The following is a 26,768-nucleotide window of genomic DNA, read 5'->3' as shown; positions in this document are numbered from 1 at the left end:
GCGGTTGCCGGTCCGGTCCCCACTCCTGCTTTCATCATGGCCGCCCCCTCGGGGGACGTCCAGTGCCGTGCAGCTACCCGGCGGACCGGCCCATGGGATCCTCTGCGGTGGGGTCGGCCAGGGCCAGGCCGCCTACCGGGCTGGCGTCCCAGTGGATGAGTTGCCAGCCGGCGTCGGGGTCGCCTTCCAGGGCCACGATGCCGGTGTTGGCCAGGACGTGCCTGGCAGCAAACTCCATGTCGATGTTGCCTGCCCGGAGGCCGGCCCAGACGCGGATGGCGGCGCCGTGGCTCACGAGCGCAACTGCGCCCGAGTCCGGGGCCTCGGCAGCGACCTTGGCGATGGCGGCGTCGAAGCGTTCAAAGAACTCGTGCCCGTTGGGGCCGGCGGGCATCCGCCGGTCGAAGTCCCCGGCGGCCCAGGCGAAGACCGTCCCCATGTACCGGCGGTGCGACTCGTGGTCGGTGAGCTTTTCGAGGGAACCTGCCTCGATTTCGTGGATCCCGTCCAGCACCCTGACGTCCAGCCCGAGCTCGCGGCCCAAGGGCCTGGCTGTGTCCTGGGTCCGGAGCAGGGTGGAGGCATACAGTGCGCTGATCGGCTCATTCACGAGCGCCCGCGGCAGCGCCTCGGCCTGGCGTTCGCCCAGCTCGGTCAGGCCTGGGCCGGGGTGTGCCGTGTCCAGCTGCCCCAGCACGTTTCCGGGGGTCTCTCCGTGGCGGATGAGCAGGAGCCTCATGGTTCGCATTCCTTTTCGTCGTCGGGAAGGTGAGCGGGGCGCTTTCCCGGAAAGGTGCCGGGTAAAAGAAGCGGCGCCGGGCAGCGAAGCCCGGCACCGCCGTCGTGCTTATTTCAGATGGTCCACCAGCTGCTCGGCGATGCCCGTGTACTTGCCGGGCGTCAGGGCCAGCAGCCTGGCTTCTGCCTCCGGCGAGAGCCCCAGGCCCTGGACGAACTCCTGCATGCGGGCGGCGTCCACGCGCTGGCCGCGGGTGAGGTCCTTGAGCCGCTCGTAGGGGTTTTCCATGCCTTCGACGCCGGCAATCGCCTCGGCGCGCATGACCATCTGGATCGCTTCGCCCAGGACTTCCCAGTTGGTGTCGAGGTCCCCGGCGAGCACGTCCTCTGCCACGTCAAGGCGGTCCAGGCCCTTCGCCACGTTGGAGATCGCCAGCAGCGAGTGGCCGAACGCCACGCCTATGTTGCGCTGGCTGGAGGAGTCCGTAAGGTCGCGCTGCCACCGGGACGTGACCAGCGTGGAGCCCAGCACGTCCAGGAGCCCGGAGGAGATTTCCAGGTTGGCCTCGGCGTTTTCGAAGCGGATCGGGTTGACCTTGTGCGGCATCGTGGAGGAACCGGTGGCCCCTGCCACGGGGATCTGCGCGAAGTAGCCGATCGAGATGTAGCTCCAGATGTCCGTGCAGACGTTGTGCAGGATCCGGTTGAAGCGTGCCACATCGGCGTACAGCTCTGCCTGCCAGTCGTGGCTTTCGATCTGCGTGGTCAGCGGGTTCCAGGTCAGGCCCAGGCCCTCGACGAACGACTTGGAAACCTGCTGCCAGTCGGCGCCCGGGACGGAGGCCACATGGGCCGCGTAGGTGCCGGTGGCGCCGTTGATCTTGCCGAGGTATTCGGTCTTGGCAATGCGGTCCAGCTGGCGCGTGAGGCGGTGGGCGATGACGGCGAGTTCCTTGCCCAGTGTGGTGGGCGTGGCAGGCTGCCCGTGCGTGCGGGACAGCATGGGCACGGAGCGGTTATCCTCGGCCATCTTGCTGATCTGGGCCACGAGCGCCTTGGCGGCGGGCAGCCACACGTCCTCCACAGCACCCTTGACACCCAGGGCGTACGAGAGGTTGTTGATGTCTTCCGAGGTGCAGCCGAAGTGCACCATGGCGGTCAGCCGTTCAATTCCAATCGCCGGCAGCCGGCGGCCGATGTAGTACTCCACGGCCTTCACGTCGTGGACCGTGACGGCTTCGATTTCGGCGAGCTCCGAGACGGATGCGGCGTCGAATTCGGTGACGATCTGGCGGAGCTGCTCCTGCTGCTCCGGGGTGAGGGGGCCAGCGCCGGGGAGGACGTTGTTGCTGGTCAGGTGGATGAGCCACTCCACCTCGACGGCGACGCGGTCGCGGTTGAGGGCGGCCTCGGACAGGTAGTCCACGAGGGGCGCGACGGCGGGCTGGTAGCGGCCGTCCAGCGGGCCGAGCGCAATCTTTTCCGGCGACGCGGCGAGGGCCAGGCGTCCGGAGGGCGTACGGGTGTCAGCTGTGGCGGCAGTTTCAGGCATGCCCTGATTCTTTCATGAACTCCAGCGACCGCTGAAGCGCGCGGTGGGTTGTGACTTCTCCCCAACAGCCTGTGCCGGAAGCGCCTTTCCACATAGCCGACGGCGGCCGTTCCGGAGCGCTGCCGGACTACGTAGCGTCGTGGGCGGGAGGGAAAAGGGGCGGATGCCGGGTGCGGCAGAAGAAGGAGTAACAGGATGAGTGCCAGCGTCACCGCGGCTGACGCCGCGGCGTGTTCGTCACGCAGCTTTGAAGTCCACTTGCTGGCGGGGCGCGTGGAGGCGTGCGCGGCACGGCTTGGGGAGGTGCTTTTCCGGCTGTCGCGGTTGCAGCTGTCGGACTGGCAGTCGCCGGCAGGCCGGGCATACCGGGAAAGCGCAGGGCGACAGGCCGCAGCCCTGCGCCGGGCCGGAGAGCAGATGGACTCGGCCGCTGTGTCCGTACGAAGACACGCCAACAATGTCTCCTTGTCCTCCCCGTGGACTGCGGTAGGCGGGTTCTGATGGCCGAATCGACGCCGTCCGGAAGCGGGGGCCCGCTGCGGCCGGTCGAGCCGGCACCGGGCCCGTTCCTCTCGGTGCGCGGCGGCGTCGGCGGAATCGCCTTCCAGCTGCAGGAGCTCGCAGCGGGAGCGATCGAACTGGACGGCCTCGCCCGGGACCTGGCTTCCGTGGAACTTGATGCCCACAGGGTCTGGACGGAACTGGGCCCGTACCAGAACGATCCGCCGTCCAGCGGGACGGAAGCAGTCACGGCCGTCTGGGAAGCACGGCGCGCGGTCGCGGCCGTGCGCGAGGAACTGCAGGACATCGTAAGCCAGGTTCAGGCATGCCAGCGGGACTATGAAGCTGCCGAACAGCGAAGCCTGGCCGGGCTCCGCTCCGGCGCCGATGCGCTCAGGCTCCTGCCGGCGCAACTGATGGATCTGCATCTCGGCGGACTTGGCGAGCCCCTCCGCGCGGACTTTAGCAGGCTGCTGAACAGGGACACCATGGAGGAGGTGACGGGCAACTACCCCGTCATCCTTGGCCTATTGGCGCTGAATTCCCGGACCGCCGCCGGGGCCGCCACCGTGGCGGCGGCCACCGGGATGAAGGGCGCCGGCGTCCCCGATGTCATCCGCATGCTTGCTGGCGGTGTGATGCCGCAGCTCAGGCCCCGCCCTGTCACCGCAACGGCAACTTCCACTGCGGAGATCACCCTCGATGCCTCTCCTGCCGGCCTCCTGGCCAGGGCCGAGGCCGTGGATGAGGACGGCCGCGGCAAGATCGAGGTCATCCGGACCGAACACGGGGGTCGGGCGGCTTTTGTCGTCATCGTTCCCGGCACGCAGCCGGGTGACGCAGGTGGTTCCAACCCCTTCGACGAGCACGGCATCGCCGAAGGCCTGGGATACGGCTCTGAACACACGAGTGCCGCGATCCGGGAGGCGCTGCGGCAGGCAGGCGCCGAGGCCGGTGCCCAGGTGGTGGCCGTGGGCTACAGCCAGGGCGGAATCCACGCCATGAACCTGAGCCGGGACAAGGCTTTCCTCGCGGAATACGACCTCAAGTACGTGCTGACGGCAGGGTCGCCGGTGGGCGGCATCAACCCGGAACCCGGCATCAGCAGCCTGCACCTGGAACACCGTCAGGACTGGGTTCCGGGAGCGGACGGCGTGCCCAGCCCGGACACCCGGGACCGCGTCACGGTCACGCTCCACAACCGGGTGCTCACGCCCATGGGTGAGGGGGCCGGTCTGGGACCCGGCCACAGGCTGGCCAACTATGAAGCCGGGGCCCGGGCGGTCTCGGCGAGCGGTGATCCGTCCCTGGTGGCCTCCACCGCCGCGCTTGCGGGCGTCGTGGGCGCCGGGGGAGCGGCAACCGCCACGCGCTTCCAGCTGGTCCGCACTCCGAAGCCGCCGGAACCCGGGCGTCCGGACGTGGCTGCGCGCCGTGCCGAACAATCGGACGTTCGCCCGGCCGGCGGCCGATGAACGCCGCCGCTGCGGGCCTAGCGGCGGCGGGCGCCCGGAATCCGGTCGGCCACGAGGGAAATGATGGTGATGATGATGGCAGCCAGTACGGCGGTCCAGAAGAAGGAGTCGATGGTGAAATGCACCGGCGTGTAGCTGCTGATCCAGGACGTCAGGTAGAGCATGGCCGCGTTGATCACGATCGTGAACAGCCCCAGCGTGAGGATGGTGATGGGAAGGGAGAGGAAACTGACCACCGGCCGCACGAAGGCGTTCACCACCCCGAAAATAAGGCCGATGAACAGATAGGCCAGGATGACGCCGACGGCATCGGTTCCCTGGTTGACACCTGACCTCGCCACCGCCTCGGTGGTGGCCGACGTCGAGATGTCCAGCCCCGGCAGAATCCAGCTGGCAACCCACAGGGCCAGGCCGTTGATGATGACGCGCACGATGAAAGACCGCATCCGTCCATGCTGTCACATCGCGGGGCGGCATGGCCGGAGGCCGCGAAGTAGGCTAGTTGGCATGACTTCATCAGAGACCACGGCGGGCAGCGTCAGGCCCAGACCGGTCGTTGACCGGCTGCCCCGCTACGCCGCAGGCAAGCCGCCCGTCGCCGTCGACGGTCTGGCCAGCTACAAACTGTCCTCCAACGAGAACCCGCTGCCGCCGATTCCCGCCGTCGCCGAGGCCATCGCGGCCCAGACTGACTTCAACCGCTACCCGGACCCGCTCAGCACCAAGCTGCGGACGGCGATCGCGGCATTCCTGGATGTGCCCGCCGACGACGTCGTCACCGGTGCAGGCAGCCTTGGGGCCCTCAACCAGCTGTTGACCACCTTCGCCGGACAGAACGACGACGGCAAGGCCGACGAAGTGATCTACGCGTGGCGCTCCTTCGAGGCCTATCCCATCTGTGTTGGCCTGGCCGGAGCCGAGAGTATCCGTATTCCGCTGACCCCGGACGGCCGCCACGATCTCGACGCCATGGCGGCCGCGGTGACCGTGCGCACCAAGGTGATCATGCTGTGCACGCCGAACAACCCCACCGGCCCGATCCTCACTGCTGCGGAAACGGAGCGGTTCATCAACGCGGTGCCGTCGGATGTGGTGGTGGTCATCGATGAGGCCTACCAGGAGTTCGTTCGGGCGGAAGACGCCGTGGACGGCATCCGGATGTACCGGAAATACCCGAACGTGGTGGTGCTCCGGACCTTCTCCAAGGCACACGGCCTCGCCGGCCTCCGGGTGGGCTACAGCATCTCCCAGCCGGAACTCACGCAGTATCTGCGCGTGGCCGCCACGCCGTTCGCGGTGTCGCAGATCGCGGAGCAGGCAGCCGTGGTGTCCCTGCAGAACTATGGCCAGGTTGTAGAAAGGGTACAAAGCCTGGTGGATGAGCGGGACCGCGTGACGGCCGGTCTCAGGGAACTGGGCTGGTTCGTTCCGGAGGCCCAAGGGAACTTCGTGTGGCTGAATCTGGGCGAGAACAGCACCGAGTTCGCCCAGCTGGCAGGCGAACGCGCCCTATCCGTGCGTGCCTTCGGCAACGAGGGTGTCCGGGTCAGCATCGGCGAGGTGGAAGCCAACACCCGCTTCCTCGAGCTCTGTGCGATCTATACAAAACCCCCGCGGCGTTCCTAGCGGTTAACAAACGCCCGCCGGTAGTTACGCCGGATAAAGTAAGGAACAGTAAGCCAGAAATATATGCCCCGCGCGGAATGCATTCCGAATGAGGCATATATCCCAGCGACATTGCAACGCATCCGGATGCGGCAAGCAAGGAGACGGTATGGGCGCCACACATCTGCCCTCCACCGAGTTCGACGGAACAGGGCTGGACGACCAGCTCGAGGCGGAGGCCGAGGCTGCCCTTGGCGAGCCGGCGGCCGAGATGGTCCAGTTACTGGGACCCGACGGCACGCTCGGCACGGACCCCGTGTTTTCCGAGTACGCCGAACGGCTGGATGCGGAGAAGCTTCGCGGCTTTTACGCCGACATGGCCGCGATCCGGCGCTTCGACCAGGAGGCCACGGCGCTCCAGCGCCAGGGCCAGCTGGCGCTCTGGGTTCCGCTGACCGGCCAGGAAGCCGCGCAGATCGGCTCCGGCCGGGCCAGCCAGCCGCAGGATTACATCTTCCCGACATACCGGGAGCACGGCGTGGCCCTGACCCGGAACGTGGACCTGGCCGAACTCCTCCGCCAGTTCCGCGGCATCTCCAACGGCGGCTGGAACCCCAAGGACACCAACTTCCACCTGTACACGCTGGTGCTTGCTGCCCAGACGCCCCATGCCGTCGGCTACGCCATGGGGATCCAGCGCGACCAGCGGCTCGCGGAGGCCAACGGCCTGGCGGAGTCCGGAACGGCTGAACCGAAGGCCGCCGTCATGGTCTATTTCGGCGACGGCGCCAGCTCCGAGGGCGACGTCCATGAGTCCATGGTGTTCGCGTCCTCCTACAACGCACCGGTGGTCTTCTTCTGCCAGAACAACCACTGGGCCATCTCCGTACCCACCGCCGTGCAGACCCGCATTCCGCTGTCCAACCGCGCCAAAGGCTACGGCTTCCCTGGCATCCGGGTGGACGGCAACGACGTCATCGCCGTGCACGCCGTCACCGAGTGGGCTCTCGAGCACGCGCGCCAGGGCAACGGCCCGGTCCTGATCGAGGCCTTCACCTACCGCGTCGGAGCGCACACGACGGCGGACGATCCCACGAAGTACCGCGAGTCCTCGGAAGAGGCGCTCTGGCGGGCCAAGGATCCGCTGGAGCGGCTAGAGAAGTACCTCCGCTCCGAGGGCATGGCCGACGACGCCTTCTTCGAGCAGGTGGCCGCGGACGGCAATGAACTTGCCGCCTACATCCGCAAATCCACCTACGAATCGGACACCCCGGACATCCGGACGGCGTTCGCCAACACGTACGTTGAGGCGCATCCGCTCGTGGCCGAGGAGCTGGCCTGGTTCGAGGAATACAGCGCGGGATTCGCCGGCGAGGACACCGCAGAAGGGGCAGGCAACTGATGACCACCATGACCATCGCCAAGGCCATCAACGAGGGCCTGCGCGCCACCCTCAGCAACAACCCCAAGTCCCTCCTGATGGGTGAGGACATCGGACCTCTCGGCGGCGTCTACCGCGTCACCGACGGCCTGATCGCCGAATTCGGCGCGGACCGCGTGGTGGACACGCCGCTCGCTGAGTCCGGGATCGTCGGCACGGCAATCGGCCTCGCCCTGCGCGGCTACCTGCCCGTCTGCGAAATCCAGTTCGACGGCTTCGTCTTCCCGGGCTTCAACCAGATCACCACGCAGCTGGCCAAGATGCATTCCCGCAGCAGCGGCAACCTGACCGTTCCCGTGGTCATCCGCATCCCCTACGGCGGAGGCATCGGCTCGATCGAGCACCACTCCGAATCGCCGGAGGCCTTGTTCGCCCACACCGCCGGTCTCCGCATCATCACCCCGTCCAACCCGCACGACGCCTACTGGATGATCCAGCAAGCTGTCGACTGCCAGGACCCGGTGATCGTCTTCGAACCCAAGCGCCGCTACTGGCTCAAGGGCGAAGTGGACACTGAGGCCGCCGGCCTGGCCGAAGACCCCTTCAAGGCCCACATCGTCCGCGAAGGCACCGACGCCACCGTGGTGGTCTACGGCCCGCTGGTTCCCGTGGCCCTCGCGGCCGCCAACGCGGCCGCGGAGGACGGACGCAGCGTCGAAGTCATCGACCTCCGTTCCATCTCGCCGATCGACTTCGACGCGATCGAAGCTTCGGTCAAGAAAACCGGCCGCCTGATCGTGGCCCACGAGGCCCCCACCTTCGGCGGCATCGGCGGCGAAATCGCAGCGCGGATCAGCGAACGGGCCTTCCATTCCCTGGAGGCCCCGGTCATCCGCGTGGGCGGTTTCCATATGCCGTACCCCGTGGCCAAGGTCGAAGAGGACTACCTGCCGGACATCGACCGCATCCTTGAGGCGCTGGACCGTACGTTCGCGTACTGACGCCTCATCCTTACCGTCGCCTTCGCCTACCGGCGGCTCCGTGCACCGGCCGGAGCTCCTGAGCTTTCGAACCCGAGGACCCCATGACGCTTAACAAGTTCAACCTCCCCGATGTTGGCGAGGGCCTGACCGAGGCCGAGATCGTCTCCTGGAAGGTCAAGCCGGGCGACACCGTGGCCATCAACGATGTCCTCTGCGAAATCGAGACCGCGAAGTCCCTCGTGGAGCTGCCGTCGCCGTTCGCCGGCACCGTCACGGAGCTGCTGGTCCCCGAAGGCGTGACCGTCGACGTCGGGACGGCCATCATCAGCGTGTCCGACGCCGTCCCGGGCGACCCCACGCCCGCCGACGTGCCGGCCCCGGCCCTGCAGACAGCGGCGCCTGCGGCACTGATGTACGGGAACCTTGCGACAGACGACGAGCCGGCTTCCGCCGGCGGCCTGGCCGGCGGTCCGCTCGTGGGGTCCGGCCCCAAAGCCGACGCCGTCAAGCGCCGCCCGCGCAAGGCTGCCACCGGGATTTCGACAGTTCCCCCGGTGGTCGAGCCTGTCGAGACCGCGATTTCGGCAGTTCCGCCGGTCGCGCCTGTCGAGACCGGGATTTCGACAGTTCCGCCGGTCGCGCCTGTCGAGACCGGGATTTCGACAAGCTCAATCAGCGGTTCCCCGGCAGGCCCAATCGGCGGGCCGGCGGACAAACCCACGCTCGGCGGCGCCATCACAGGACTGGTGAACAAGGTCCTGGCCAAACCGCCGGTGCGCAAGATCGCCCGGGACCTGGGAATTGACCTGGCGGACGTGGTCGCCACCGGCGCCCGGGGCGAGGTGACCCGGGAGGACCTGGTCAGCTACCAGGCGCAGCGCGACGCAGAGCTGGACAAGGCGGAGACGTTCTGGGGCACGTCGGGCCGCCCGCAGGACCAGCGGATCGAACGGATCCCGGTCAAGGGCGTCCGGAAGGCCACCGCGAAGGCCATGGTGGAATCGGCGTTTTCCGCGCCGCACGTCAGCATCTTCGTGGACGTGGACGCCAGCCGCACCATGGAGTTCGTCAAGCGGCTCAAGGCATCGCGCGACTTCGAGGGCATCAAGGTCTCCCCGCTGTTGATCCTCGCCAAGGCCGTCATCTGGGCCGCGGCGCGCAATCCCAGCGTGAACGCCACATGGGTGGACAACCCGGACGGCAGCGATGCCGCGGAAATCCACATCAAGCACTTCATGAACCTGGGCATTGCCGCGGCCACGCCGCGGGGCCTGATGGTCCCGAACATCAAGAACGCCCAGGACCTCTCGCTCAAGGAGCTGGCACTGGCGCTGAACGACCTCGCCACCACGGCCCGTGCCGGCAAGACCCAGCCGTCCCAGATGCAGGGCGGCACTCTGACCGTCACCAACATCGGGGCCCTCGGCATCGATACCGGCACCCCCATCATCAATCCCGGCGAAGTGGCCATCGTGGCCTTCGGTACCATCAAACAGAAGCCGTGGGTCCTGGACGGCGAAGTCATTCCGCGCTGGATCACCACGCTCGGCGGCTCCTTCGACCACCGTGTGGTGGACGGTGACCTCTCCGCCCGCTTCATGGCCGACGTCGCGTCCATCCTTGAGGAGCCGGCCCTGCTGCTTGACTGATTCGGCCCGGGCAAGGGCCAATGTAGGTGTCAAGGCCGTAGCCAAGGCGGAAGGGGGGACTGTGGGCAGGGCTGCACATTTATGAGCATTCGTGCCAGGAACCTCGTGGCCACGGCCATCACGGAGGTCTTTCAGCCGACCGTCACGGTAGCCCTGCTGCTGCTGTTCAGCCCGGCCGTAGAGCAGGGGTTCCCGGGCACGGCCTGGTTCGGTGCCGTGGCGGTGCTGTTTGTGTGCCTGCTGCCGCTGGCCGTCGTCGAGCTGCTGGTCCGGCAGGGGAAGGTGACGGACCACCACGTCAGCGACCGCAGGCAGCGCGCCCCGGTGCTGGCCATGGCAGTCGTGTCACTGCTGGCCGGATTATGCCTGCTGCTGGCCATCCACGCTCCCCGCAGCGTGATCGCAATGGTGCTGGCGATCGTCGGCGGAGTAGTGGTGCTTGCCGTGATCAGCCTCTTCTGGAAAATCAGCGGTCATGCGGGGTCCATCGCCTTCTCAACGGCCGTAGCCGTCCTGCTGCTGGGCGTCCAGTGGATTCCGTTGCTGCTGCTGATCCCCGCTGTCTGCTGGTCCCGCGTGGTGCTCCGCGCTCACACGGTGGCCCAGGTTGTGGCCGGCGCGGTGGTTGGCGGCGGCGTCACCACGCTGCTGTGGTGGTCACTGCTGGAACTGATGGTCCGCCCCGCGTGAGGCACGGGGGCGGCCGCCGGAGCTGAACCTCAGTAGGCGGCGTAGCTGGTCAGCAGCTGGGCCAGGGCGGGATCGGAACTCATGCCCGCCAGGCCAAAGGCGGCGGCAATCATCGCGCCGGATACGGCGGCGACGGCGCCCGACACGGCGGCCAGGAACTTCCAGTCATCGCGCAGGACGCTCTGCATGGTATCGGGCAGCCGCAGGTCCGGGGAGATGAGGTTCGGCGCGCTGTCCACGGAGCCGTCATCCAGCAAGGCGATGACACGGCCAGCGGCGCGGTCTACGCGCATGGCGCTGATGTGGTTGCCGTGGCGGGCAAGAAGGATGTCATGACCCACGAGCTGGCGCCGCTGGAGTGTAAGCAAAATGTTCCCCTGAAGTGGTAGATTCTCGGTTGTCCGCTCCATCGGGGGCACTTCAAATTTTACCGTCGGGTTCGTCGCGGCCCGCCGGAAAACGGGGTGAGACTGCCCACCACAAGGGGTGACCCGCGTCAAGTCGGGTGCGGCTTCCCGCGGACTCGGCGTACTACAGTTACAGCAGCTGCCGCCGGTGTGGCGGGCGCGGATCAAAGGAGATACGGCGTGTTCTCAAGCCCCTTCCCTGACGTGGATGTCCCGGACCAAAGCATTTACGACTACCTCTTTGGCGGCCTTGGCGAGGCGGACCTGGACCGGATCGCCATGGTGGACGGCACCAGCGGTGCGGAGACCAGCTACCGGCAGCTGCTGGAGCAGATCAATGCCGTGGCCGGCGCGGTGGCGGCGCAGGGACTGGGCCCGCACGGTGTTGCGGCGATGCTCTGCCCCAACGTTCCGGCCTTTGCCGCGGTTTTCCATGGACTCCTCCGCGCCGGTGCCACCATCACCACCGTCAATTCGCTCTACACCGCCGATGAGCTGGCGGATCAGCTCGAGGACGCGGGCGCCACCTGGCTTTTCACCGTCTCCGCCCTCCTTCCGGGCGCGCGGGAAGCCGCTGAGCGCACGGGAATCCCGGCGGAGCGGTTGGTGGTGCTCGACGGCGCCGAGGGCCACCCATCGCTCCGGGACCTGCTCACCGCCGGTGCTCCGGTTCCGCACATTACGTTCGACCCGGCCACGCATGTGGCAGTGCTTCCGTATTCATCCGGAACCACTGGGCGGCCGAAGGGCGTGATGCTCAGCCACCGGAATCTGGTGGCCAACGTGCAACAGGCCCGCGGCCTGCTCCACGTGGCTCCCGAGGACAGGCTGCTGGCGCTTTTGCCGTTCTTCCACATCTACGGCCTGACCGTCCTGCTGAACATCGCCCTGCGGGAACGCGCCAGCCTGGTCACCATCCCCCGGTTCGACTTTGCCGAGTTCCTGCGGATGATCCAGGACCACCGGTGCAGCTACCTGTTTATCGCGCCCCCGGTGGCCGTGGCATTGGCCAAGCATCCCCTGGTGGCGGACTACGACCTGGGCTCCGTCCACACCACGCTGTCCGGTGCGGCGCCGCTCGACGGCGAACTCGGAGCCAGGCTCGCCGAACGACTGAACTGCCGTGTCCTGCAGGGCTACGGCATGACTGAGCTGAGCCCCGTATCGCACCTTATCCCGCGGGACGCCACGGACGTTCCGGTCAGTTCGGTGGGCTTCACCGTGCCCAACATGGACTGCCGGCTGGTGGACCCCGCCACAGCGGAGGACATCGAAATCCCGGCCGAGGGAACCAGCGCCCCGGGGCACCTGCTGTGCCGCGGTCCCAACGTGATGCTCGGGTACCTCAACCGCCCGGAGGAAACCCGGGCCACCCTGGACGCGGACGGCTTCCTCCACACCGGCGACGTCGCCACGGTGCGCGCTGACGGAGTGGTGACCATCGTGGACAGGTTGAAGGAACTCATCAAATACAAGGGCTACCAGATCGCCCCGGCCGAACTTGAGGCCCTGCTGCTCACCCACCCCGGCATCGCAGACGCCGCCGTGATCGGAACAAGCGACGCCGACGGCCAGGAGGTGCCCAAGGCCTTCGTTGTGCGGCAGCCGGGGGAAGCCGGCGAATCGCTGGATGAGGCGGCGGTCATGGACTTTGTGGCAGCCGCCGTGGCACCTTTCAAGAAGGTCCGCCGCGTGGAGTTCATCGACGCCGTGCCCAAGTCGCCCAGCGGCAAGATCCTCCGGCGGATGCTGAAGTCCTAGTCGGCGCCGTACGTGTTGGCGATGTAGACGTCGCAGGAGGCGTTGTGCGCCACGCTGTTGGCCACGCTGCCCAGAACGCGCCCCAGGCCGTGCATGCGGCGGTTTCCCACCACGATCATTCGGGCATCGAGGCGTTCGGACTCTCTGATGAGTGCCTCGGCCGGCTTGCCGCGGGCAGAGGAATAGGTGATGGTGAGGTCGCCGCCGGCCAGCTCTGTGGCGACGTTCTTGGCCACCTTTTCGGCTTCCCCGGCATCCGAGACGATCCACCTGTCACTGCCGCTGCCGTAGACCTCGGTCCGGTCGGTGTCGAAGGCCGACACCACATGCAGCCTCGCACCGAGCGCCAGGGCGAGGTCCCTGGCTGCTTCCGCGGCCTTCCGGGCGGTTCCGCTCTTGTCCACGCCTACAACAATGATTCCGCCCATGCCCCTGCTCCTCTTCGTTCGCCGGCTCTGCCTGCGCAGTGCCTCATTGCCTTCTGCGTCAGCGCCTGTCCGGCCGCCGTTCTCAGGCTACCGCCCCACTGGGGTGCGGCCCAGTCTTTGCCCATAGCGCGGCTCATGCCAGCGCGTCGATGGCCTCCTGCAGCACCGGCGCCAGGCGCCGCACGCCTTCGGCAATGGCCTCCGGCGGCACCGCGCTGAACGCCAGGCGGAGCTTGTTGGACGGCTCGTCCGAGTGAGTGAAAGCGGCGCCCGGGATGAAGACGACGCCTGCATCGATCGCTTTGCGCAGCAGCGGATAGGTGTCAACGCCCGCGGGAAGCGTCACCCACACGAAGAATCCGCCCTCGGGCCGGGTCCAGGTGAGCCCCTCCGGCATGTACTCCTCCAGCGCGGCCAGCATGGCGTGGCAGCGCTCGGCGTACAGGCCGCGGTACGTCTGGATCTGGCCCTTCCAGTCGTAATCCCGGAGGTAGGCCGAGACCAGCATCTGGTTCAGGGTCGGCGGGCACAGCGTGACGGCTTCGGAGGCCAGGTAGTACCGGCGCTGCAGGTGGGCCGGAACGAGTGCCCAGCCGATGCGCAGGCCGGGCGCGAAGATCTTGGAGCAGGACCCCAAGTAGATGACATCGTCCGGGTTGGCCGCCCGGAGCGGTTCCAGCGGCTCCCCGTCATACCTCAGCAGGCCGTAGGGGTTGTCTTCCAGGACAATGATGTTGGCCTGGCGGCAGATGTCCACGACCTGCTGCCGGCGTTCCTTCGCCAGGGTGATCCCGGAGGGGTTGTTGAAGTTGGGGATGGTGTAGAGGAACTTGATGTTCTTTCCGGCGGTCTGGAGTGCAGCGATCCTGGCCGCAAGGAGCTCGGGCACCAGCCCGTCGTCGTCCATCACCACCGCCTCAACCTGCACCTGGTACGCCTCGAAGGTGTTGAGGGCGCCCACATAGGTGGGCTCCTCCACGAGGACGACGTCGCCGGGGTTGCAGAACACCTTGGTGGCCACGTCCTGGGCCGACTGCGAGCCCGCGGTGATCACCACGTTTTCCGGCTTGGCGTCGAGGATACCCTCGGCGGCCATCACCTCGCAGATCCGGGTGCGGAGTTCCTCCGTGCCCTGGCCTCCGCCGTATTGGAGGGCTGTCAGGCCATCTTCGGCGATGATCCTCGCGGCAGTCTGGGCGAGTCTTTCCAGCGGCAGGGACTGCAGGTAGGGACTGCCTCCCGCGAGGGAGACGAGCCCCGGGCGCATGGAGATGTCGAAGACGTCCCGGACTGCCGACTGCTTGATGTTTGCTGCGCGCTCCGAGAAGAGTTCCTCGTGGCGGTGGGCGGACGTGGCCGCGCGTTCGATTGCGTCAATGGCTTCGGCTGGCAGCACGGCTGCCGCGGCATCAAGTGTTTCGTGGGTCACATTTCCTAGGATACAACCAACTGTTGCCAGTAAGGCAACAGTTGTTGACCAAGAAACTCCCAAATCCCGGGGCAGGCTTTACCTCCGTCCGCCGAAGGCATGGAATGGAGCCATGACACCGCACCGTTCCGCCAGCGCCCAGTCAGCCAAGGCAGCCGCCTTCCATCAGCTCCACTCGGCCGGGGCAGCGCCGCTGGTGCTCGTGAACGTGTGGGACGCGGCGTCGGCCAAGCTCGTGGAGGAGGCCGGGGCGACAGCGCTTGCAACGTCCAGCTCCGCCGTTTCCTGGAGCCTGGGGTTTCCGGACGGCAACCACCTGCCCGTGGACCTTGCCGTGGAGGCGGTCCGGCGGATCGCCTCGGCCACGGCGCTCCCTGTAACGGCGGACATCGAGACCGGGTACGCGGGCTCCGACGATGCCTTTGATGATGGCCTGCTCCGGCAGACCATCACGGCGGTGCTGGAGGCCGGCGCCGTGGGTGTGAACCTCGAGGACTCCGGCGGGGATCCGCTCACCGCCGTGGCCGAACAGGCCCGCCGGATCGGCGTCGTCCGGGATGCGGCGGAAGACTTCGGCGTGGCACTTTTCATCAACGCCCGGACGGACACATACCTGTCCGGCCGCTTTCCGGAATCGGCCTTCGAGGAGACCCTGCAGCGTGCCGCCGCCTACGTGGCCGCCGGAGCCGACGGGATATTCGTTCCCGGCGTGACGGACCTGCACGTTCTGCACGAGCTCGCGCGGAGAATCGCGGCGCCGCTGAACGCGCTCGCCGGCGTCGGATCCGCCTCGGTAGGGGAACTGCACGACGCCGGCGTGCGGCGGATCAGCATCGGCGGCAACACGGCGAAGGCGGCGTATGCGACGGTGTTCCGGGTGGCTGCCGACGTACTCGGCGACGGCAACTGGTCGGAACTGGCCGGAGCCCGCAGCCACGCCGAGATGGACGCCCTGTTTGCCCCGCGTGACGCCGGGGCATGAGGCGGCGGGAATGTAACACCGGAGAATGAGGCAGGGGCGGCCGGCGGGAGGCGTGCCCAAAGGCCCGGCGCCTAGCGCAGGCTGAGGACCTCGGCCAGGCGGACGCCGTTGACGTAGATCTCCGCACGGGTGGCGCCCACTGCCGTGACGGCGGTCTGGGTAAGCTGCGCTTCAATCCGCGGAACGTCGCAGACGCCGCCCGGCTGCACCGAACCGGTCAGGTTGACCACCACTGTGGTGCCGTCAAGGTACCCGGAAACATACTGCAGCGTGGACGAAGACAGGGCGTTATAGAGGCCGGACGCCAGCGGCGCCCCCGGGCCGGACAACAGCCGGCTCATCGCGGCGTGCAGCGGCTCCCGGATGGAGGGATCGGCGTCGTGCACTGCAACCAGGCTGTCGTTGCAGCCGAAGCGCACGCCCGACGTGCCGCCGTCGTCGAGGGCAACGTAGTAGACCGCGGTTCCGGCGCCGGCCTGGCCGCCTGCCCAGGGCGCTGTGTTCTTAGGGTCCGTGGGATTGGGCCCCGCGGCGGACCCGGGGGTATCCGGTGTGCCGGCGGACGGCAGTTCCTGGATGGCCGGGCCGGCAGCCGCGGGCGGGCCGTCCGTGGCCGGTGACCCGGGGGCCTGCGCCGGCACGTCAGCGGCCGTGCCCGAACCGAAGCCTGTCCCCGGGCCGGACGCGGCAGCAGACCCGGACCCTTCGGCGGGACCGGCGGCGGCCTCAGCCGGGCCAGCGACCTCCTCCGGCGGACTGGCCGGCGGGGCCGGGCGGGGCTGGGGAGCCGCGGCGCCGGCGTCCGCGGACCCTCCGGTAGCGGGCGCAGCAAGCGGTGTGCAGGAGCCGAGCCACAACGGAAGCAGAAGGCAGCAGGCAAAAGCCGCCGCCCTTCGTGTCCTGCCGCCCCGGCTGGTCTTCATGACTGCACCGCACTTCCTGCCCCGGTACGTCCCGTATGTAAACGTTACGGCGGAGGAAGTCGCCGCGGGTTTCAGTTCGGCTGCAGCTCAGTCACGGATTGGTTGCGCCCTCGGCAGGCCGTCGCTTTAACGGCGCACGCCCCCGGCAACGGTCAGGTTGCCGGGGGCGTGCGGAAAGCTGGATCAGGCTGCTGCGCGGGCGAGGTCGGCGGATGCCAGGGAGTCGAAGATGCCCTTGATCTGCTCAACAACCTCGGCGTCGTCCTTCGGGTGGGTTTCGGCGAAGCGGACCATGGAGCCGGGGACCGCGAGCTTGACGTCCTCAAGGATGCGGGCGCCGGCGATTCCGGCGGCCTTGCGGGCCTCGTCCTGGGCCCAGAGGCCACCGAACTGGCCGAAGGCGGTGCCGACGACGGCGGTGGGCTTGCCTGCAAGGGCGCCGGCGCCGAACGGCCGGGACAGCCAGTCGATGGCGTTCTTCAGCGAGGCGGGCATGGTGCCGTTGTGCTCCGGGGTGACCAGGAGCAGGGCGTCTGCCGCGTTGGCTGCGGCGCGGAGGGCGGCGGCGGCTTCGGGGACCTGGCCCTCGACGTCGATGTCCTCGTTGTAGAAGGGGATGTTGCCCAGGCTCTCGTGGATCACGATTTCAAGGTCCTCCGGAGCGTTCAGCTGGATGGCCTCGGCGAGCTTGCGGTTGGTGGAATCGGCGCGGAGGCTGCCGACGAGGGTGAGAACGGTGTTCTTGGACATTTGAACTCCTTGTTTCAGGCCGCGGGGGGTCCGCCGGCTGGCTGGATGTCGAGGCGCTTAATGCCTTCACCGATACTAAACGGACTACGGTCCGGATAATATTCCCCGGTCTAGAATGTTTCTTGTGAGCCTCATCCCAATCCGCTCCGGAACACCGTCCGGTTCCGGCCCGGAACGCAGCGATGCCGCCCGGAACCGGGAACTGCTGCTGTGTGCGGCCCGGCAGCTGATCGAGGAGTGCGGCGCCGACGGCCTCACCATGGACAAGCTGGCCGAGCGCGCGGGCGTGGGCAAGGGGACCGTCTTCCGCCGCTTCGGCAGCCGTGCCGGGCTCATGATGACGCTGCTCAGTGACTCCGAGGCCGAGTTCCAGGGGCGTTTCATGTTCGGGCCGCCCCCGCTGGGCCCCGGGGCGCCGCCGCTGGAGCGGCTTATCGCCTTCGGTGCCGGGCGCATCGGCTACGTCCTGGAATACGGGGACCTCGCCAGGGCCGCCGACCACTCGGTGTACAACCGCTTCGAGGTTCCCGCCGCCGTGCTGTGGCACCGGCACATTGAGTACCTGCTGCGCGAAGCCGGCCTGGACGCGGACCCTTGGCTCATGGCCATGTCGCTCAGCGCGACCCTGGATCCGGAGCGGCTCCTGTATGCCGTCCGAGTGCAGGGCGTATCCCCGGAGCGGCTGGAGGAATCATGGCGCCAGCTTGTTACGCGGGTGGTCCGGCCTGCGGAGTAGCGTTGCACCATGAGCACCGATGCCGCTTCCTCCCGTATCCGCACCGCCGTCGTGGGCTACGGCCTCTCCGGCAGCGTTTTCCACGCGCCGCTGATTGCCGCTGACCAGAGCTATTCGCTGGACGTCATCGCGACGTCCGACGCCGGACGCCAGACGGCCGCCGCCGGCCGGTACCCCGGCGTGAAGACAGTGCCCGACGGCGACGCCGTCCTTGCGCTGGCGGCCGATCTTGACCTTGTGGTCCTGGGGACACCTCCCGCCACGCACTACCCCCTGGCGAAGGCCGCGCTCGAGGCAGGGCTCGACGTCGTGGTGGACAAGCCGTTCGCCGTGACCAGCGCGCAGGGGCAGGAGCTGATCACGCTTGCCGAGCGGCTGGGCAGGGTCCTCACCGTGTTCCAGAACCGCCGCTGGGACGGGGACTTCCTGACCGTCAAGGAACTGTTGGAGGGCGGCTCGCTGGGCCAGGTGATGCGGTTCGAATCGCGGTTTGAGCGATGGTCGCCCGAGGTGTCCAAGGCCTGGAAGGCGGAGGCCACGGCGGCCGACGGCGGCGGGGTCCTCTTCGACCTCGGCACCCACCTGCTGGACCAGGCACTGCTGCTCTTCGGGCCCGGCGCTGTGGTCCACGCGGAGCTCCTGGCGCGGCGGCCGGACGAAAAGGTGGACGACGACTGCTTCCTGGTGGTGCGGCACGAATCCGGGGTGCAGAGCCACCTGTGGATGAACATGCTGTGCGCCCAGCAGGGGCCGCGCTACCGCGTGCTCGGATCCGAGGCCGGCTACACCAAGCACGGCGTGGACCCGCAGGAGCCCTACATTGTGGCCGGCGGAGGCCCGCTGGACGAAGTGTACGGTGTGGAGGACCCCGAATGGGCGGGAAAGCTGGGCCGCGACGGACACCTCGACCGGCTGTCCACCGAGCGCGGCGCCTACCCGGAGTTCTACCGGATCCTCGCGGCCAAGATCTCCGACGGCGGCACGGCCTCCGCGCTGCCCGTCCCCGTTGATCCGGCCGGCCCCGTCGAGGTCCTGAAACTGATCGAGCAGGCCCGGACCCTGGCGTAAGGCGGGCTTAAACAGCAATCGACTGCTCCGTAACTGCCGTTCTGGGGGTCCAAAAGGGCGGTTACGGAGCAGCCGATGCTAACTCCGGCAGGTGTTACGCCGAGACCAGCTCGTGCCAGTCGGATACCAGGGGCAGGTTGTGCGCCTCGGAGACGGAGCGGTGTGCCACGTGGCCGGCGGCGATGTTCAGGCCGGCGGCGAGGGCGGGATCCTTCTCAAACGCAGCCTTCACGCCCAGGTTGGCCAGGGCCACTCCATAGCGCAGGGTGACGTTGGTCAGCGCGTAGGTGGACGTGTTCGGGACGGCGCCGGGCATGTTGGCCACGCAGTAGAAGATGGTGTTGTGCACCTTGTACGTGGGTTCCTGGTGCGTGGTGGGGCGCGTGTCCTCGAAGCAGCCGCCCTGGTCCACGGCGATGTCCACCAGCACGGAGCCCGGCTTCATGCGGGCCACGAGTTCGTTGGTGACCAGCTTGGGGGCCTTGGCGCCGGGGATCAGCACGGAGCCGATGACGAGGTCGGCGTCCACCACGCACTTCTCGATCTCGTACTTGTTGGACGCGACGGTCTTCAGGCGGCCCTGGTACTGGGCGTCGAGTTCGCGCAGGCGGTTGATGTTGATGTCCAGGATGGTGACGTCGGCACCGAGGCCGATGGCCATCGCTGCGGCGTTGGTGCCTGCGACGCCGGCGCCGAGGACCACGACCTTGGCCGGGCGGACACCGGGGACGCCGCCGAGGAGCACGCCCTTGCCGCCGGCGGGGGCCATCAGGGACGTGGCGCCGACCTGGACGGACAGGCGGCCGGCAACCTCGGACATCGGCGCGAGCAGGGGCAGGGTGCGGCCTTCCTGGACGGTTTCGTAGGCGATGGCCGTGACGCCGGAGTTGATGAGTTCGCGGGTGAGCTCGGGCTCGGCGGCGAGGTGGAGGTAGGTGAAGAGGATCAGGCCCTTGCGGAAGCGGTGGTATTCGGCCTTGATGGGTTCCTTGACCTTCATCACCATGTTGGCGCGGGACCAGACCTCGTCCGGATCGGCGACGATCTCGGCGCCGGCGATGGCGTATTCCTCGTCGGTGATGCCGGAGCCCAGGCCTGCGCCGCGCTCGACCAGGACCGTCGGCCGTGATGGCAACGCGGAATTCGTTGTTCTTGATCTCTTTGGGGACACCGATGATCATTTTTGGGGCTCCATATTCGATGGCTTGTGAGGCCGAAGGTTGCGGGGGAGGTGTGATTCCAGAATAGATCCGCTTGTGAGGCAGGCGACAGGAACGGTGCGCAGGTCCATGTCAGTTCCCGCGTGATTCCGCGGATTTTCACAATCCTGATTCGACGTTTGTCGAGGCTCGGAGCGTCAGGTGTCGCCTGCTGTCCGTTCGCCCGGCAGGCCCTTCGGGAAGTAGTCTTGCAGCATGCAGCAGCAGGATGTGGAACAGCTCGTGGAGCGGGTGGCGTTGAAGCTGGGCCACGGGTTATCGCTGGAAGACCTCGACGGCCTGCTTCTCGCCTACAGTTCAAACCAGTCGCACGCCGACAGGGTCCGGGTGAACTTCCTGCTCAGCAAGCGCGTGCCCCTTGACGTCAAGGCGTGGCAGCTCTCGCACGGGATCGCCACGGCGGTGCGTCCCGTCGTCGTTCCTGCCAACGAGGACCTGGGAATGCTGGGGCGCGTCTGCGTCCCGCTGATGGTCCGCGGGTTCCGCGTGGGTTACCTCTGGGTGCAGCAGGACGCGGAGGAGCAAAGCGCGACGACGATCCTCGCCCAGCTGCCGGACGTCAGGGACGAGCTTGAGCTGCTGTCCGGTCTCCTGCTGGACTCCAATACAGCGGAATCCGAGTTCCGGCGCAGCCGCGAACGGGAATTCCTGGCGGCCTGCGCCGGGGAAGCCAATGCCGTGGCGGCCGTGGCCGGCTGGAAGGAAGTGCAGGACCGCGGTCCCTGGCAGCTGGTCACCGTCCTCGACGCCGACGGCTGGTCCGCCGGACCCGACCCGATCGCCTCGACGCTCATCCACCGGGCCGCCGCGCTCCAGGCAACGATCGGCGTGGACGCCGCCCTTTTCAGCGCGGGGGCCGAAACGCACGCCGTGGTCCTGTTCCGGGAGTCCATCGGGCGCGCCAGCCACGCGCAGGTCCTGGTGCACTACCAGCTGGAACTCGCCAAGCGCTCGGGGCGTCCCGTGAAGCGCATCATCCTGGGCATCAGCGAGGGATTCACCCGCACCAAGGAGCTGGCTGAGGCCTACCGCCAGTCCAAGGTGGCCGCCCAGGCCGCGGCGGTTGACCCGCAGCTGGGGGAGCTCGTGGATTGCCGGGCCGCCGGGGTGTACCAGCTGCTGGCGTCCGCCGGCGGCGGGGCCGGCGTCTGGGGCGACGCCGGGTCGGTGAATTTCCGGACCCTCGAGGACCATGACCGGAACGGGGAACTGCTGCCGGTGCTGGAGCTGCTCTACGACAACGACGGCTCGGTCCAGGACGTGGCCGAGAAACTCCACCTGCACCGCAGCAGCATTTACAACCGGCTGGGCCGCATCCGGCAGCTGCTGGGCGTGGACCCGCTGAAGGGCATGGTCCGGCTGGAGCTGCACGGCGCGCTCAAGGCGCGGCGCTGGGCCGGACGGCCGCGCATCTAGCCGAAAACCTTGCGCTCCAGGAACTCGTTCCGGAACTTGCCTTCCGGATCCATTCCCTCCGCCAGCTTGCGGAAGTCGGCAAAGCGCGGATACAGCGGCGCCAGGGCCGCGGCGTCGGCCGTGAACAGCTTGGCCCAGTGCGGGCGTGCGCCCAGCGGGGCGAGTCCCTCTTCAATGAGCGGCAGCACCCTCTCCACCGCCTCCTGGTCCGGCTTCCAGGTGAAGTGCAGCCCCACGGAAGCCTGGCCGTACGCCGGGCTGAGCCAGAGACGGTCGTGGGCCACGGTCCGGATTTCGGCCACCTGCAGCAGCGGAGTCACGGCGTCCGACAGCCCGCGCATGACGCCGATGGCCGCCACGGCGTGCTCCCGCGGCACGAAGAATTCGCTCTGCAGTTCTTCGCCGCTGCTGGGGGTGAATGCCATGCGGAAGTGCGCCAGCCGCTCCGCCCAGGTGCCGGCGACGCCGAGCTGTTCGGTGCAGTTTTCCGCGGAAACGCCCGGGAGGGGGTGGCGCACCTCCGGAGCGGGGGTGCCGCCGAAGAACGTGCGGGACGCCGAGTCCGGGCTGCCTGCCCCGTCCGGGCTGTCAAAGAAGCCGGTCGTCACGGCGGCATGGGCGCCGGTGGAGGGACCGCCGTCGGGAATCCTGCTTTTGAGCCAGGCCTGCGCCACGGTGCCGCCGCTCCAGTCCGTGAACAGGCTGACGCTGTAGGCGCTGGAGGTGACGGCGTCGAAGTCGTCCAGGACCGTGCCCCACGGCAGCTGTTCGAAGACGTCCTGGCGCACCTCAAAGCGCGGTTCGATGTCCAGGGTCACCCGGGTGGCGACGCCCAGGGCGCCCAGGCCCACCACCGCGCCGTCGAATCCGGGGGAACCCCCGCGGCTCAGGGTGCGCACGGAACCGTCCGCGCAGACGAGCTCCAGGGAGGCCGCCGAAGTGGCCAGGTTCCCGTTGGCATCGCCCGAGCCGTGGGTGGCGGTGGCGATGGCACCGGCCACGGAGATGTGCGGCAGGGAGGCGAGGTTGGCGAGGGCGAACCCCCGCCGGTCCAGTTCGGCGGCGAGCGTTCCGTAGCGGGTCCCGCCGGAAACGGACACGGTGAGGGCGGCGGGGTCGATGCTGATGTCCGGTTCCATGTCCTCGAGGGAGATCAGGATGCCGGACGAATCGGCAATGGAGTTGAACGAGTGCCGGGACCCCACGGCCCGCACCTTGGGTGCAGCGGTCACCAGGGCGCAGACTTCATCGAGGGTGCGGGGGCGGTGGATGGCTGTGGCGCCGTACCGGTAGTTGCCGGCCCAGTTGAGTTCTGTGCCGCCCAGCCCTGTCGTTGCAGTACGCATAATCCCCCTTCGGGCCGGAGGCGCTCCGGCAAAATGTTACCGCTAACAATACTTCAGGCGACCGCCGGGTCCTGTCAATCCGCGGTGCTCCCGCCTGGTCAGCGCCGGCCGGGCCGGCGGCATGCCGCGCGGGCGGGTCAGGCGGCGTTCCCCTCCCGCCGGGGAGCCTGGTCCGGGGTGCCGTCCAGCGTCATGGGGTCCGTCATCTGCGGCGGCATTTGGATCGGGCCGGGCGCAGTGCCGCGGCGCCGGGAGAGCCGGCTTTCCGCCCACATGGAAACGGCCACATAGGCCGCGCAGCTGGAGGTGAAGACGGCGGTGTTGTTCAGGCCCATGATGCTTCCGAGGACGGCAGCCACACCCATGGCGACGATGCCCGCCACGATGTGCAATCCCCTGAATCTCACCACGAATAAAGAGTAACCCCGCACGCAGGCCGGAATCCCTGCCTGGGCGAGATCGTTGCTTGATCCTTATCACGCCGTCATCCAGTGCCGGTGGCCTGTCATTTTTGCCTGCAGGTATGGACGGGCCGTGCCGCCGGCGGACCTACCGGCCGCGGTCCTCGCCGGCGGCGTCACCGGCCGGTTCCGCGGCGGCCTGCTTCTTCTTCTGCCCCTCCAGCCACGCCATGATGGCGGCCAGCCGGATCCGGCGGTGCGTGCCGCGGTATTCCACCGGGATCTCGCCCCGGTCCGTCATGTTCCGCAGGTAGGTATGGGAGATTCCGGCGAGTTCCGCCGCCTGGGACGTGGTGAGCATTTCCTCCACGCTGCTCACCGTCACGGCTTCGCCGCGGCTGAACCTTGCCAGGAGGTCGACGACGGCGTCCCTCGCCTGGGGCGGCAGCCGGTGGACGGTGCCGTCCACGAACACAGTGATGTCGTTGCCGCCGTCCAGCGCGCGCCGGAGGTCCAGTGCGTCGTCGGCGGGAAGGGCGGGGGTCACCCTGGGAGCTATCAGTGCCATGGCAGAAGCCTAGCGGCTGCGCTCTGACAGTCCGGGACCCGGGCTGACTGCCCCTTAACCGCCGGGAAGCGGGCACCCTGCAACGCAGCGCCCGCTCCCGCTCGGACTTCTCCTCAGAAGCGCTACAGCCCCAGCTCCTCCAGGACAGGCAGCTTTTCCCGGACCCAGGCGCGGGCCTCGGTGGCGCTCGGTGCGGAGAGGGCCAGCTTGGCGAGCTCCTGCGCCTCGGCCAGCGTGACGGTCTTGAGCACTGCGGCCACGGCGGCCAGCGAACGGGCGGTCATGGACAGGGTGGTGACGCCGAGCCCGGTCAGCACGACGGCGAGGGCCGGGTCCGCTGCCGCCTCACCGCAGACGCCCACGGGCTTGTTGTGCCCTTCGGTCGCCGAGCCTTCCACTGTCAGGCCGACGAGGCGCAGCACGGCGGGCTGCCACGGCGTGTTCAGGCCCGCCAGCGGGCCGAGCTGGCGGTCGGCGGCCATGGCGTACTGGGTGAGGTCATTGGTGCCCAGGCTTGCGAAGGCGACCTCACGAAGGATGGTGTCGGCCGTCAGCGCCGCGGACGGGACCTCCACCATGACGCCCGGCGTCTTGATTCCTGCCTCGGCACACATGGTGGCGAACCGCGCGGCCTCCTCCGCCGTCGAAATCATGGGCGCCATCACCCACACGTCCGCTTCGGATTCCTTCTCGGCGCGGGCGATTGCCTCCAGCTGGCGCTCCAGGACGCCTGGGGTGGTGAAGTCCGTGCGGTAGCCGCGGACGCCCAGGGCCGGGTTGGGCTCGGTGGAGTCGGTGAGGAAGGGAAGCGGCTTGTCGGCGCCGGCGTCCAGGGTCCGGAGCACCACCTTCTTGCCGGGGAAGGCATCGAACACGCCCTTGTAGGCAGCGGCCTGCTCGTCGACGCTGGGTTCGGTGTCGCGCTCCAGGAAGCAGAACTCGGTGCGGAAGAGCCCCACGCCCTGCGCTCCGAGCTTGGCTGCGGCTTCGGCATCCTTGGCGCCGCCCACATTGGCAAGGAGCGGGACCAGGTGGCCGTCCGCCGTCGTGCCCGTGCCGCTGAACTCGGCCAGGAGGGAGGCCGTGGCCGCCCAGGCCTCCGCAGCGGCATGCAGCGACTCGTCCGGTTCGGCGGTAATGGTGCCAGCGGCGCCGTCAACGTAGACCTCGATGCCGTCCGGCAGATCGTCGACACCCACGGCGGCCACCACGGCCGGCAGGCCGAGCGAGCGGGCAATGATGGCGGTGTGCGACTGCGGTCCGCCGCCGGCCGTCACCAGCGCGAGGACCTTGTTCGGGTCCAGGGTCGCGGTGTCGGCGGGTGCAAGGTCTTCGGCCACGAGGATGAAGGGGTTCTCGGAGGTGGGAATGCCGGGGGCGGGCACGCCGCGGAGTTCGGCCACAATGCGGGCGCGGACGTCCAGGATGTCGGTGGCGCGCTCCGCCATGTAACCGCCCAGGTTGTGCAGCATTTCCGATACCGAGGAACCGGACTCCCAGATGGCGCGCTGGCCGGACATGCCGCGGGCGATGAGCTTGGCCGCGCCCTTGATCAGCATTGTGTCCTTGGCCATCAGGGCCGTGGCTTCCAGGACGGCCTTGCCGTCGCCGGTGGCGTGGCTGGCACGCGCCTTGAGGTCATCGTGGACGGCGCTCGCCGCCGCCTTCAGCGCCGCGGTCGCGTCCTCGGGGGAGGTGCCGGCCGCCAGCTGCTCGCCGGCGGGAGGTTCGCTGATGGGCTTGGGCATCTGCCGGACGGTGCCGATGATGCGGCCGGGGCTGACGCCAACTCCTGTGAAGTTCTGCACTGAAGGTCCTCATTCTCTGCCGGTAGCCAGGCCCGCCGGTCTCTGCCCGGACAGTGGTCCGGGCGGTCCGAACGGCTACGTCCGATGTTGCTGTGCGGTGCCTGAAAAAATTGTATGTGATGCAGTTCATATAGCGTTGCTATAGGTGATAGGGTAGCGGTTATGAGTTTCGATGGCCAGCTTCCGCCCAAAGTGAGGCTGCTGCGTGCGGCAGCCGAGTTGCTGGCCAACTCCGCAGGAGCACCTGTATCAACCCGTCAGATCACGCAGTTGGCAGGCGTCACGGCGCCCACCCTCTATCACCACTTCGGTGACAAGGAGGGCCTGTTTGACGCGGTTGTGGCCGCGGGATTCGAAGAATACGTGGCGGGCGAACGCGACTTCGCCCCGTCCGGGCAGCCGCTGGAAGACATCCGGCGGATGTGGGACAACCACGTGCAGTTCGGGCTCAACCAGCCGGAACTTTATCTGGTCATGTTCGGTAACATCCGCCCCGAGAGCCGCCCGTCCATCGTTGCCGATGCCGAGGCCCTCATGGAGGAGATGCTGAACAAGGCCGCCGCGGCCGGGCAGCTGAACGTCCAGCCGAGGGAGGCTGCACGAAGCATCCTGGCGGCCAACGTCGGTGTCACGCTCATGCTGATCGCGGAACCGGCGGGGGAGCGGAACCTCGAACTGTCAACCATGACGCGGGACGCCATGATCTTCGCGGTGTCCAGTGATCAGGGCAGGGATGCCGGACCGGAAGAGGATTCCGGGAAATCATCCGTGGTCGTGGCTGCCATCGCGCTGAACGCCGCGCTGCAGGCATCCCACTCGGACCAACTGTCCAGCTCGGAACTCAAGCTCTTTCTCGAATGGCTCCACAGGATCTCCAACAGTTCCACCAACTAGTCGTCCAAAATATCGGACCATCCTGCGGTGCAGCAGGAATCACGGTTAGGAAATCAC

At 68.0% G+C, this 26,768-nt stretch carries 25 protein-coding genes and 1 pseudogene; 13 read left to right on the top strand and 13 right to left on the bottom strand.

Annotated features, from left to right (window positions below):
* Nucleotides 1-73: 73 nt before the first annotated feature.
* Both ASG92_RS00820 and purB read right to left on the bottom strand, forming a co-directional pair.
* The gene (locus ASG92_RS00820; protein ID WP_056623035.1) at nt 74-739 is read right to left on the bottom strand and encodes a histidine phosphatase family protein; all 666 of its coding nucleotides are present in this window, start codon (nt 737-739) and stop codon (nt 74-76) included.
* 108 nt (nt 740-847) lie between these two features.
* On the bottom strand, nt 848-2,290 hold the full coding sequence (gene purB, locus ASG92_RS00815; protein WP_056623033.1) for an adenylosuccinate lyase: 1,443 nt from the start codon (nt 2,288-2,290) through the stop codon (nt 848-850).
* Nucleotides 2,291-2,485: 195 nt separating this feature from the next.
* Between purB and ASG92_RS00810 the strand changes: the two genes are divergently transcribed.
* Together ASG92_RS00810 and ASG92_RS00805 are read left to right on the top strand one after the other, a co-directional pair.
* A complete protein-coding gene (locus tag ASG92_RS00810) occupies nt 2,486-2,791 on the top strand; it encodes a hypothetical protein (protein ID WP_056623031.1) in 306 nt (101 codons plus the stop codon).
* Nucleotides 2,791-4,266: a hypothetical protein gene (locus tag ASG92_RS00805; protein ID WP_056623028.1), complete on the top strand. Its 1,476-nt coding sequence runs from the start codon at nt 2,791-2,793 to the stop codon at nt 4,264-4,266. The genes ASG92_RS00810 and ASG92_RS00805 overlap by 1 nt, the downstream gene beginning before the upstream one ends.
* Nucleotides 4,267-4,283: 17 nt before the next feature.
* Here the strand turns inward: ASG92_RS00805 and ASG92_RS00800 are convergent, their stop codons facing one another.
* Entirely contained in the window at nt 4,284-4,712 is a 429-nt protein-coding gene (locus tag ASG92_RS00800; protein ID WP_056623026.1) for a phage holin family protein, read from the bottom strand.
* Nucleotides 4,713-4,773: 61 nt separating this feature from the next.
* Here ASG92_RS00800 and hisC point away from each other — a divergent pair, with 61 nt between their 5' ends.
* From hisC to ASG92_RS00775, 5 genes are all read left to right on the top strand, one after another.
* Entirely contained in the window at nt 4,774-5,892 is a 1,119-nt protein-coding gene (hisC, locus tag ASG92_RS00795; RefSeq protein ID WP_200951846.1) for a histidinol-phosphate transaminase, read from the top strand.
* A 148-nt stretch (nt 5,893-6,040) separates the two neighbouring features.
* Nucleotides 6,041-7,273: a pyruvate dehydrogenase (acetyl-transferring) E1 component subunit alpha gene (pdhA, locus tag ASG92_RS00790; RefSeq protein ID WP_056623020.1), complete on the top strand. Its 1,233-nt coding sequence runs from the start codon at nt 6,041-6,043 to the stop codon at nt 7,271-7,273.
* The gene (locus ASG92_RS00785) at nt 7,273-8,253 is read left to right on the top strand and encodes an alpha-ketoacid dehydrogenase subunit beta (RefSeq protein WP_056623018.1); all 981 of its coding nucleotides are present in this window, start codon (nt 7,273-7,275) and stop codon (nt 8,251-8,253) included. Before pdhA ends, ASG92_RS00785 begins: the two co-directional genes overlap by 1 nt.
* 83 nt (nt 8,254-8,336) lie before the next feature.
* A complete protein-coding gene (locus ASG92_RS00780; protein WP_056623015.1) occupies nt 8,337-9,884 on the top strand; it encodes a dihydrolipoamide acetyltransferase family protein in 1,548 nt (515 codons plus the stop codon).
* 81 nt (nt 9,885-9,965) lie between these two features.
* The gene (locus tag ASG92_RS00775; RefSeq protein WP_056623012.1) at nt 9,966-10,574 is read left to right on the top strand and encodes a phosphatase PAP2 family protein; all 609 of its coding nucleotides are present in this window, start codon (nt 9,966-9,968) and stop codon (nt 10,572-10,574) included.
* 29 nt (nt 10,575-10,603) lie between these two features.
* Here the strand turns inward: ASG92_RS00775 and ASG92_RS00770 are convergent, their stop codons facing one another.
* Nucleotides 10,604-10,942, bottom strand: coding sequence for a hypothetical protein (locus ASG92_RS00770; protein WP_082579227.1), 339 nt, complete (start codon nt 10,940-10,942; stop codon nt 10,604-10,606).
* Between the two features lie 219 nt (nt 10,943-11,161).
* Here ASG92_RS00770 and ASG92_RS00765 point away from each other — a divergent pair, with 219 nt between their 5' ends.
* Nucleotides 11,162-12,742: an AMP-binding protein gene (locus ASG92_RS00765; protein WP_056623006.1), complete on the top strand. Its 1,581-nt coding sequence runs from the start codon at nt 11,162-11,164 to the stop codon at nt 12,740-12,742.
* Here the strand turns inward: ASG92_RS00765 and ASG92_RS00760 are convergent.
* A complete protein-coding gene (locus tag ASG92_RS00760; protein WP_056623003.1) occupies nt 12,739-13,170 on the bottom strand; it encodes a universal stress protein in 432 nt (143 codons plus the stop codon). The genes ASG92_RS00765 and ASG92_RS00760 overlap by 4 nt on opposite strands.
* Nucleotides 13,171-13,303: 133 nt before the next feature.
* Nucleotides 13,304-14,599 (bottom strand): PLP-dependent aminotransferase family protein, encoded by a 1,296-nt coding sequence (locus ASG92_RS00755; RefSeq protein WP_056623000.1) that lies wholly within the window; start codon nt 14,597-14,599, stop codon nt 13,304-13,306.
* Between the two features lie 112 nt (nt 14,600-14,711).
* Here ASG92_RS00755 and ASG92_RS00750 point away from each other — a divergent pair, with 112 nt between their 5' ends.
* Nucleotides 14,712-15,581 (top strand): isocitrate lyase/phosphoenolpyruvate mutase family protein, encoded by an 870-nt coding sequence (locus ASG92_RS00750; RefSeq protein ID WP_056622996.1) that lies wholly within the window; start codon nt 14,712-14,714, stop codon nt 15,579-15,581.
* 71 nt (nt 15,582-15,652) lie between these two features.
* On the opposite strand, the gene ASG92_RS29430 is transcribed toward ASG92_RS00750, so the two are convergent.
* Complete coding sequence (locus tag ASG92_RS29430) at nt 15,653-16,504, bottom strand: GerMN domain-containing protein (protein ID WP_082579226.1); 852 nt, start codon at nt 16,502-16,504, stop codon at nt 15,653-15,655.
* Nucleotides 16,505-16,687: 183 nt separating this feature from the next.
* Nucleotides 16,688-17,254, bottom strand: coding sequence for an NADPH-dependent FMN reductase (locus ASG92_RS00740; protein WP_056622994.1), 567 nt, complete (start codon nt 17,252-17,254; stop codon nt 16,688-16,690).
* A 124-nt stretch (nt 17,255-17,378) separates the two neighbouring features.
* Here ASG92_RS00740 and ASG92_RS00735 point away from each other — a divergent pair, with 124 nt between their 5' ends.
* Together ASG92_RS00735 and ASG92_RS00730 are read left to right on the top strand one after the other, a co-directional pair.
* Nucleotides 17,379-17,990, top strand: coding sequence for a TetR/AcrR family transcriptional regulator (locus ASG92_RS00735; protein ID WP_240986944.1), 612 nt, complete (start codon nt 17,379-17,381; stop codon nt 17,988-17,990).
* A gap of 9 nt (nt 17,991-17,999) precedes the next feature.
* Entirely contained in the window at nt 18,000-19,058 is a 1,059-nt protein-coding gene (locus tag ASG92_RS00730; RefSeq protein WP_056622976.1) for a Gfo/Idh/MocA family oxidoreductase, read from the top strand.
* A 94-nt stretch (nt 19,059-19,152) separates the two neighbouring features.
* Here the strand turns inward: ASG92_RS00730 and ald are convergent.
* Nucleotides 19,153-20,239: pseudogene (gene ald, locus ASG92_RS00725) on the bottom strand (alanine dehydrogenase).
* 234 nt (nt 20,240-20,473) lie between these two features.
* On the opposite strand from ald, the gene ASG92_RS00720 reads away from it, so the two are divergent.
* A complete protein-coding gene (locus ASG92_RS00720; protein ID WP_056622973.1) occupies nt 20,474-21,694 on the top strand; it encodes a PucR family transcriptional regulator in 1,221 nt (406 codons plus the stop codon).
* Here the strand turns inward: ASG92_RS00720 and ASG92_RS00715 are convergent.
* The 4 genes from ASG92_RS00715 to ptsP all read right to left on the bottom strand — a co-directional run bounded on the left by ASG92_RS00715 (nt 21,691) and on the right by ptsP (nt 25,817).
* Complete coding sequence (locus ASG92_RS00715; RefSeq protein ID WP_056622970.1) at nt 21,691-23,040, bottom strand: FAD-binding protein; 1,350 nt, start codon at nt 23,038-23,040, stop codon at nt 21,691-21,693. The genes ASG92_RS00720 and ASG92_RS00715 overlap by 4 nt on opposite strands.
* Nucleotides 23,041-23,177: 137 nt before the next feature.
* A complete protein-coding gene (locus ASG92_RS00710; protein WP_082579225.1) occupies nt 23,178-23,450 on the bottom strand; it encodes a hypothetical protein in 273 nt (90 codons plus the stop codon).
* 139 nt (nt 23,451-23,589) lie between these two features.
* A complete protein-coding gene (locus tag ASG92_RS00705; protein ID WP_056622967.1) occupies nt 23,590-24,009 on the bottom strand; it encodes a helix-turn-helix domain-containing protein in 420 nt (139 codons plus the stop codon).
* A gap of 122 nt (nt 24,010-24,131) precedes the next feature.
* Nucleotides 24,132-25,817, bottom strand: coding sequence for a phosphoenolpyruvate--protein phosphotransferase (ptsP, locus tag ASG92_RS00700; RefSeq protein WP_056622964.1), 1,686 nt, complete (start codon nt 25,815-25,817; stop codon nt 24,132-24,134).
* A gap of 162 nt (nt 25,818-25,979) precedes the next feature.
* Here ptsP and ASG92_RS00695 point away from each other — a divergent pair, with 162 nt between their 5' ends.
* On the top strand, nt 25,980-26,711 hold the full coding sequence (locus tag ASG92_RS00695) for a TetR/AcrR family transcriptional regulator (RefSeq protein WP_056622961.1): 732 nt from the start codon (nt 25,980-25,982) through the stop codon (nt 26,709-26,711).
* The last annotated feature ends 57 nt before the right edge of the window (nt 26,712-26,768 follow it).

Origin of the sequence: Arthrobacter sp. Soil736, from assembly GCF_001428005.1 — a bacterium.
Classification (GTDB): Bacteria; Actinomycetota; Actinomycetes; order Actinomycetales; family Micrococcaceae; genus Arthrobacter.
This window is presented reverse-complemented; position numbering and strand designations above follow the sequence as displayed.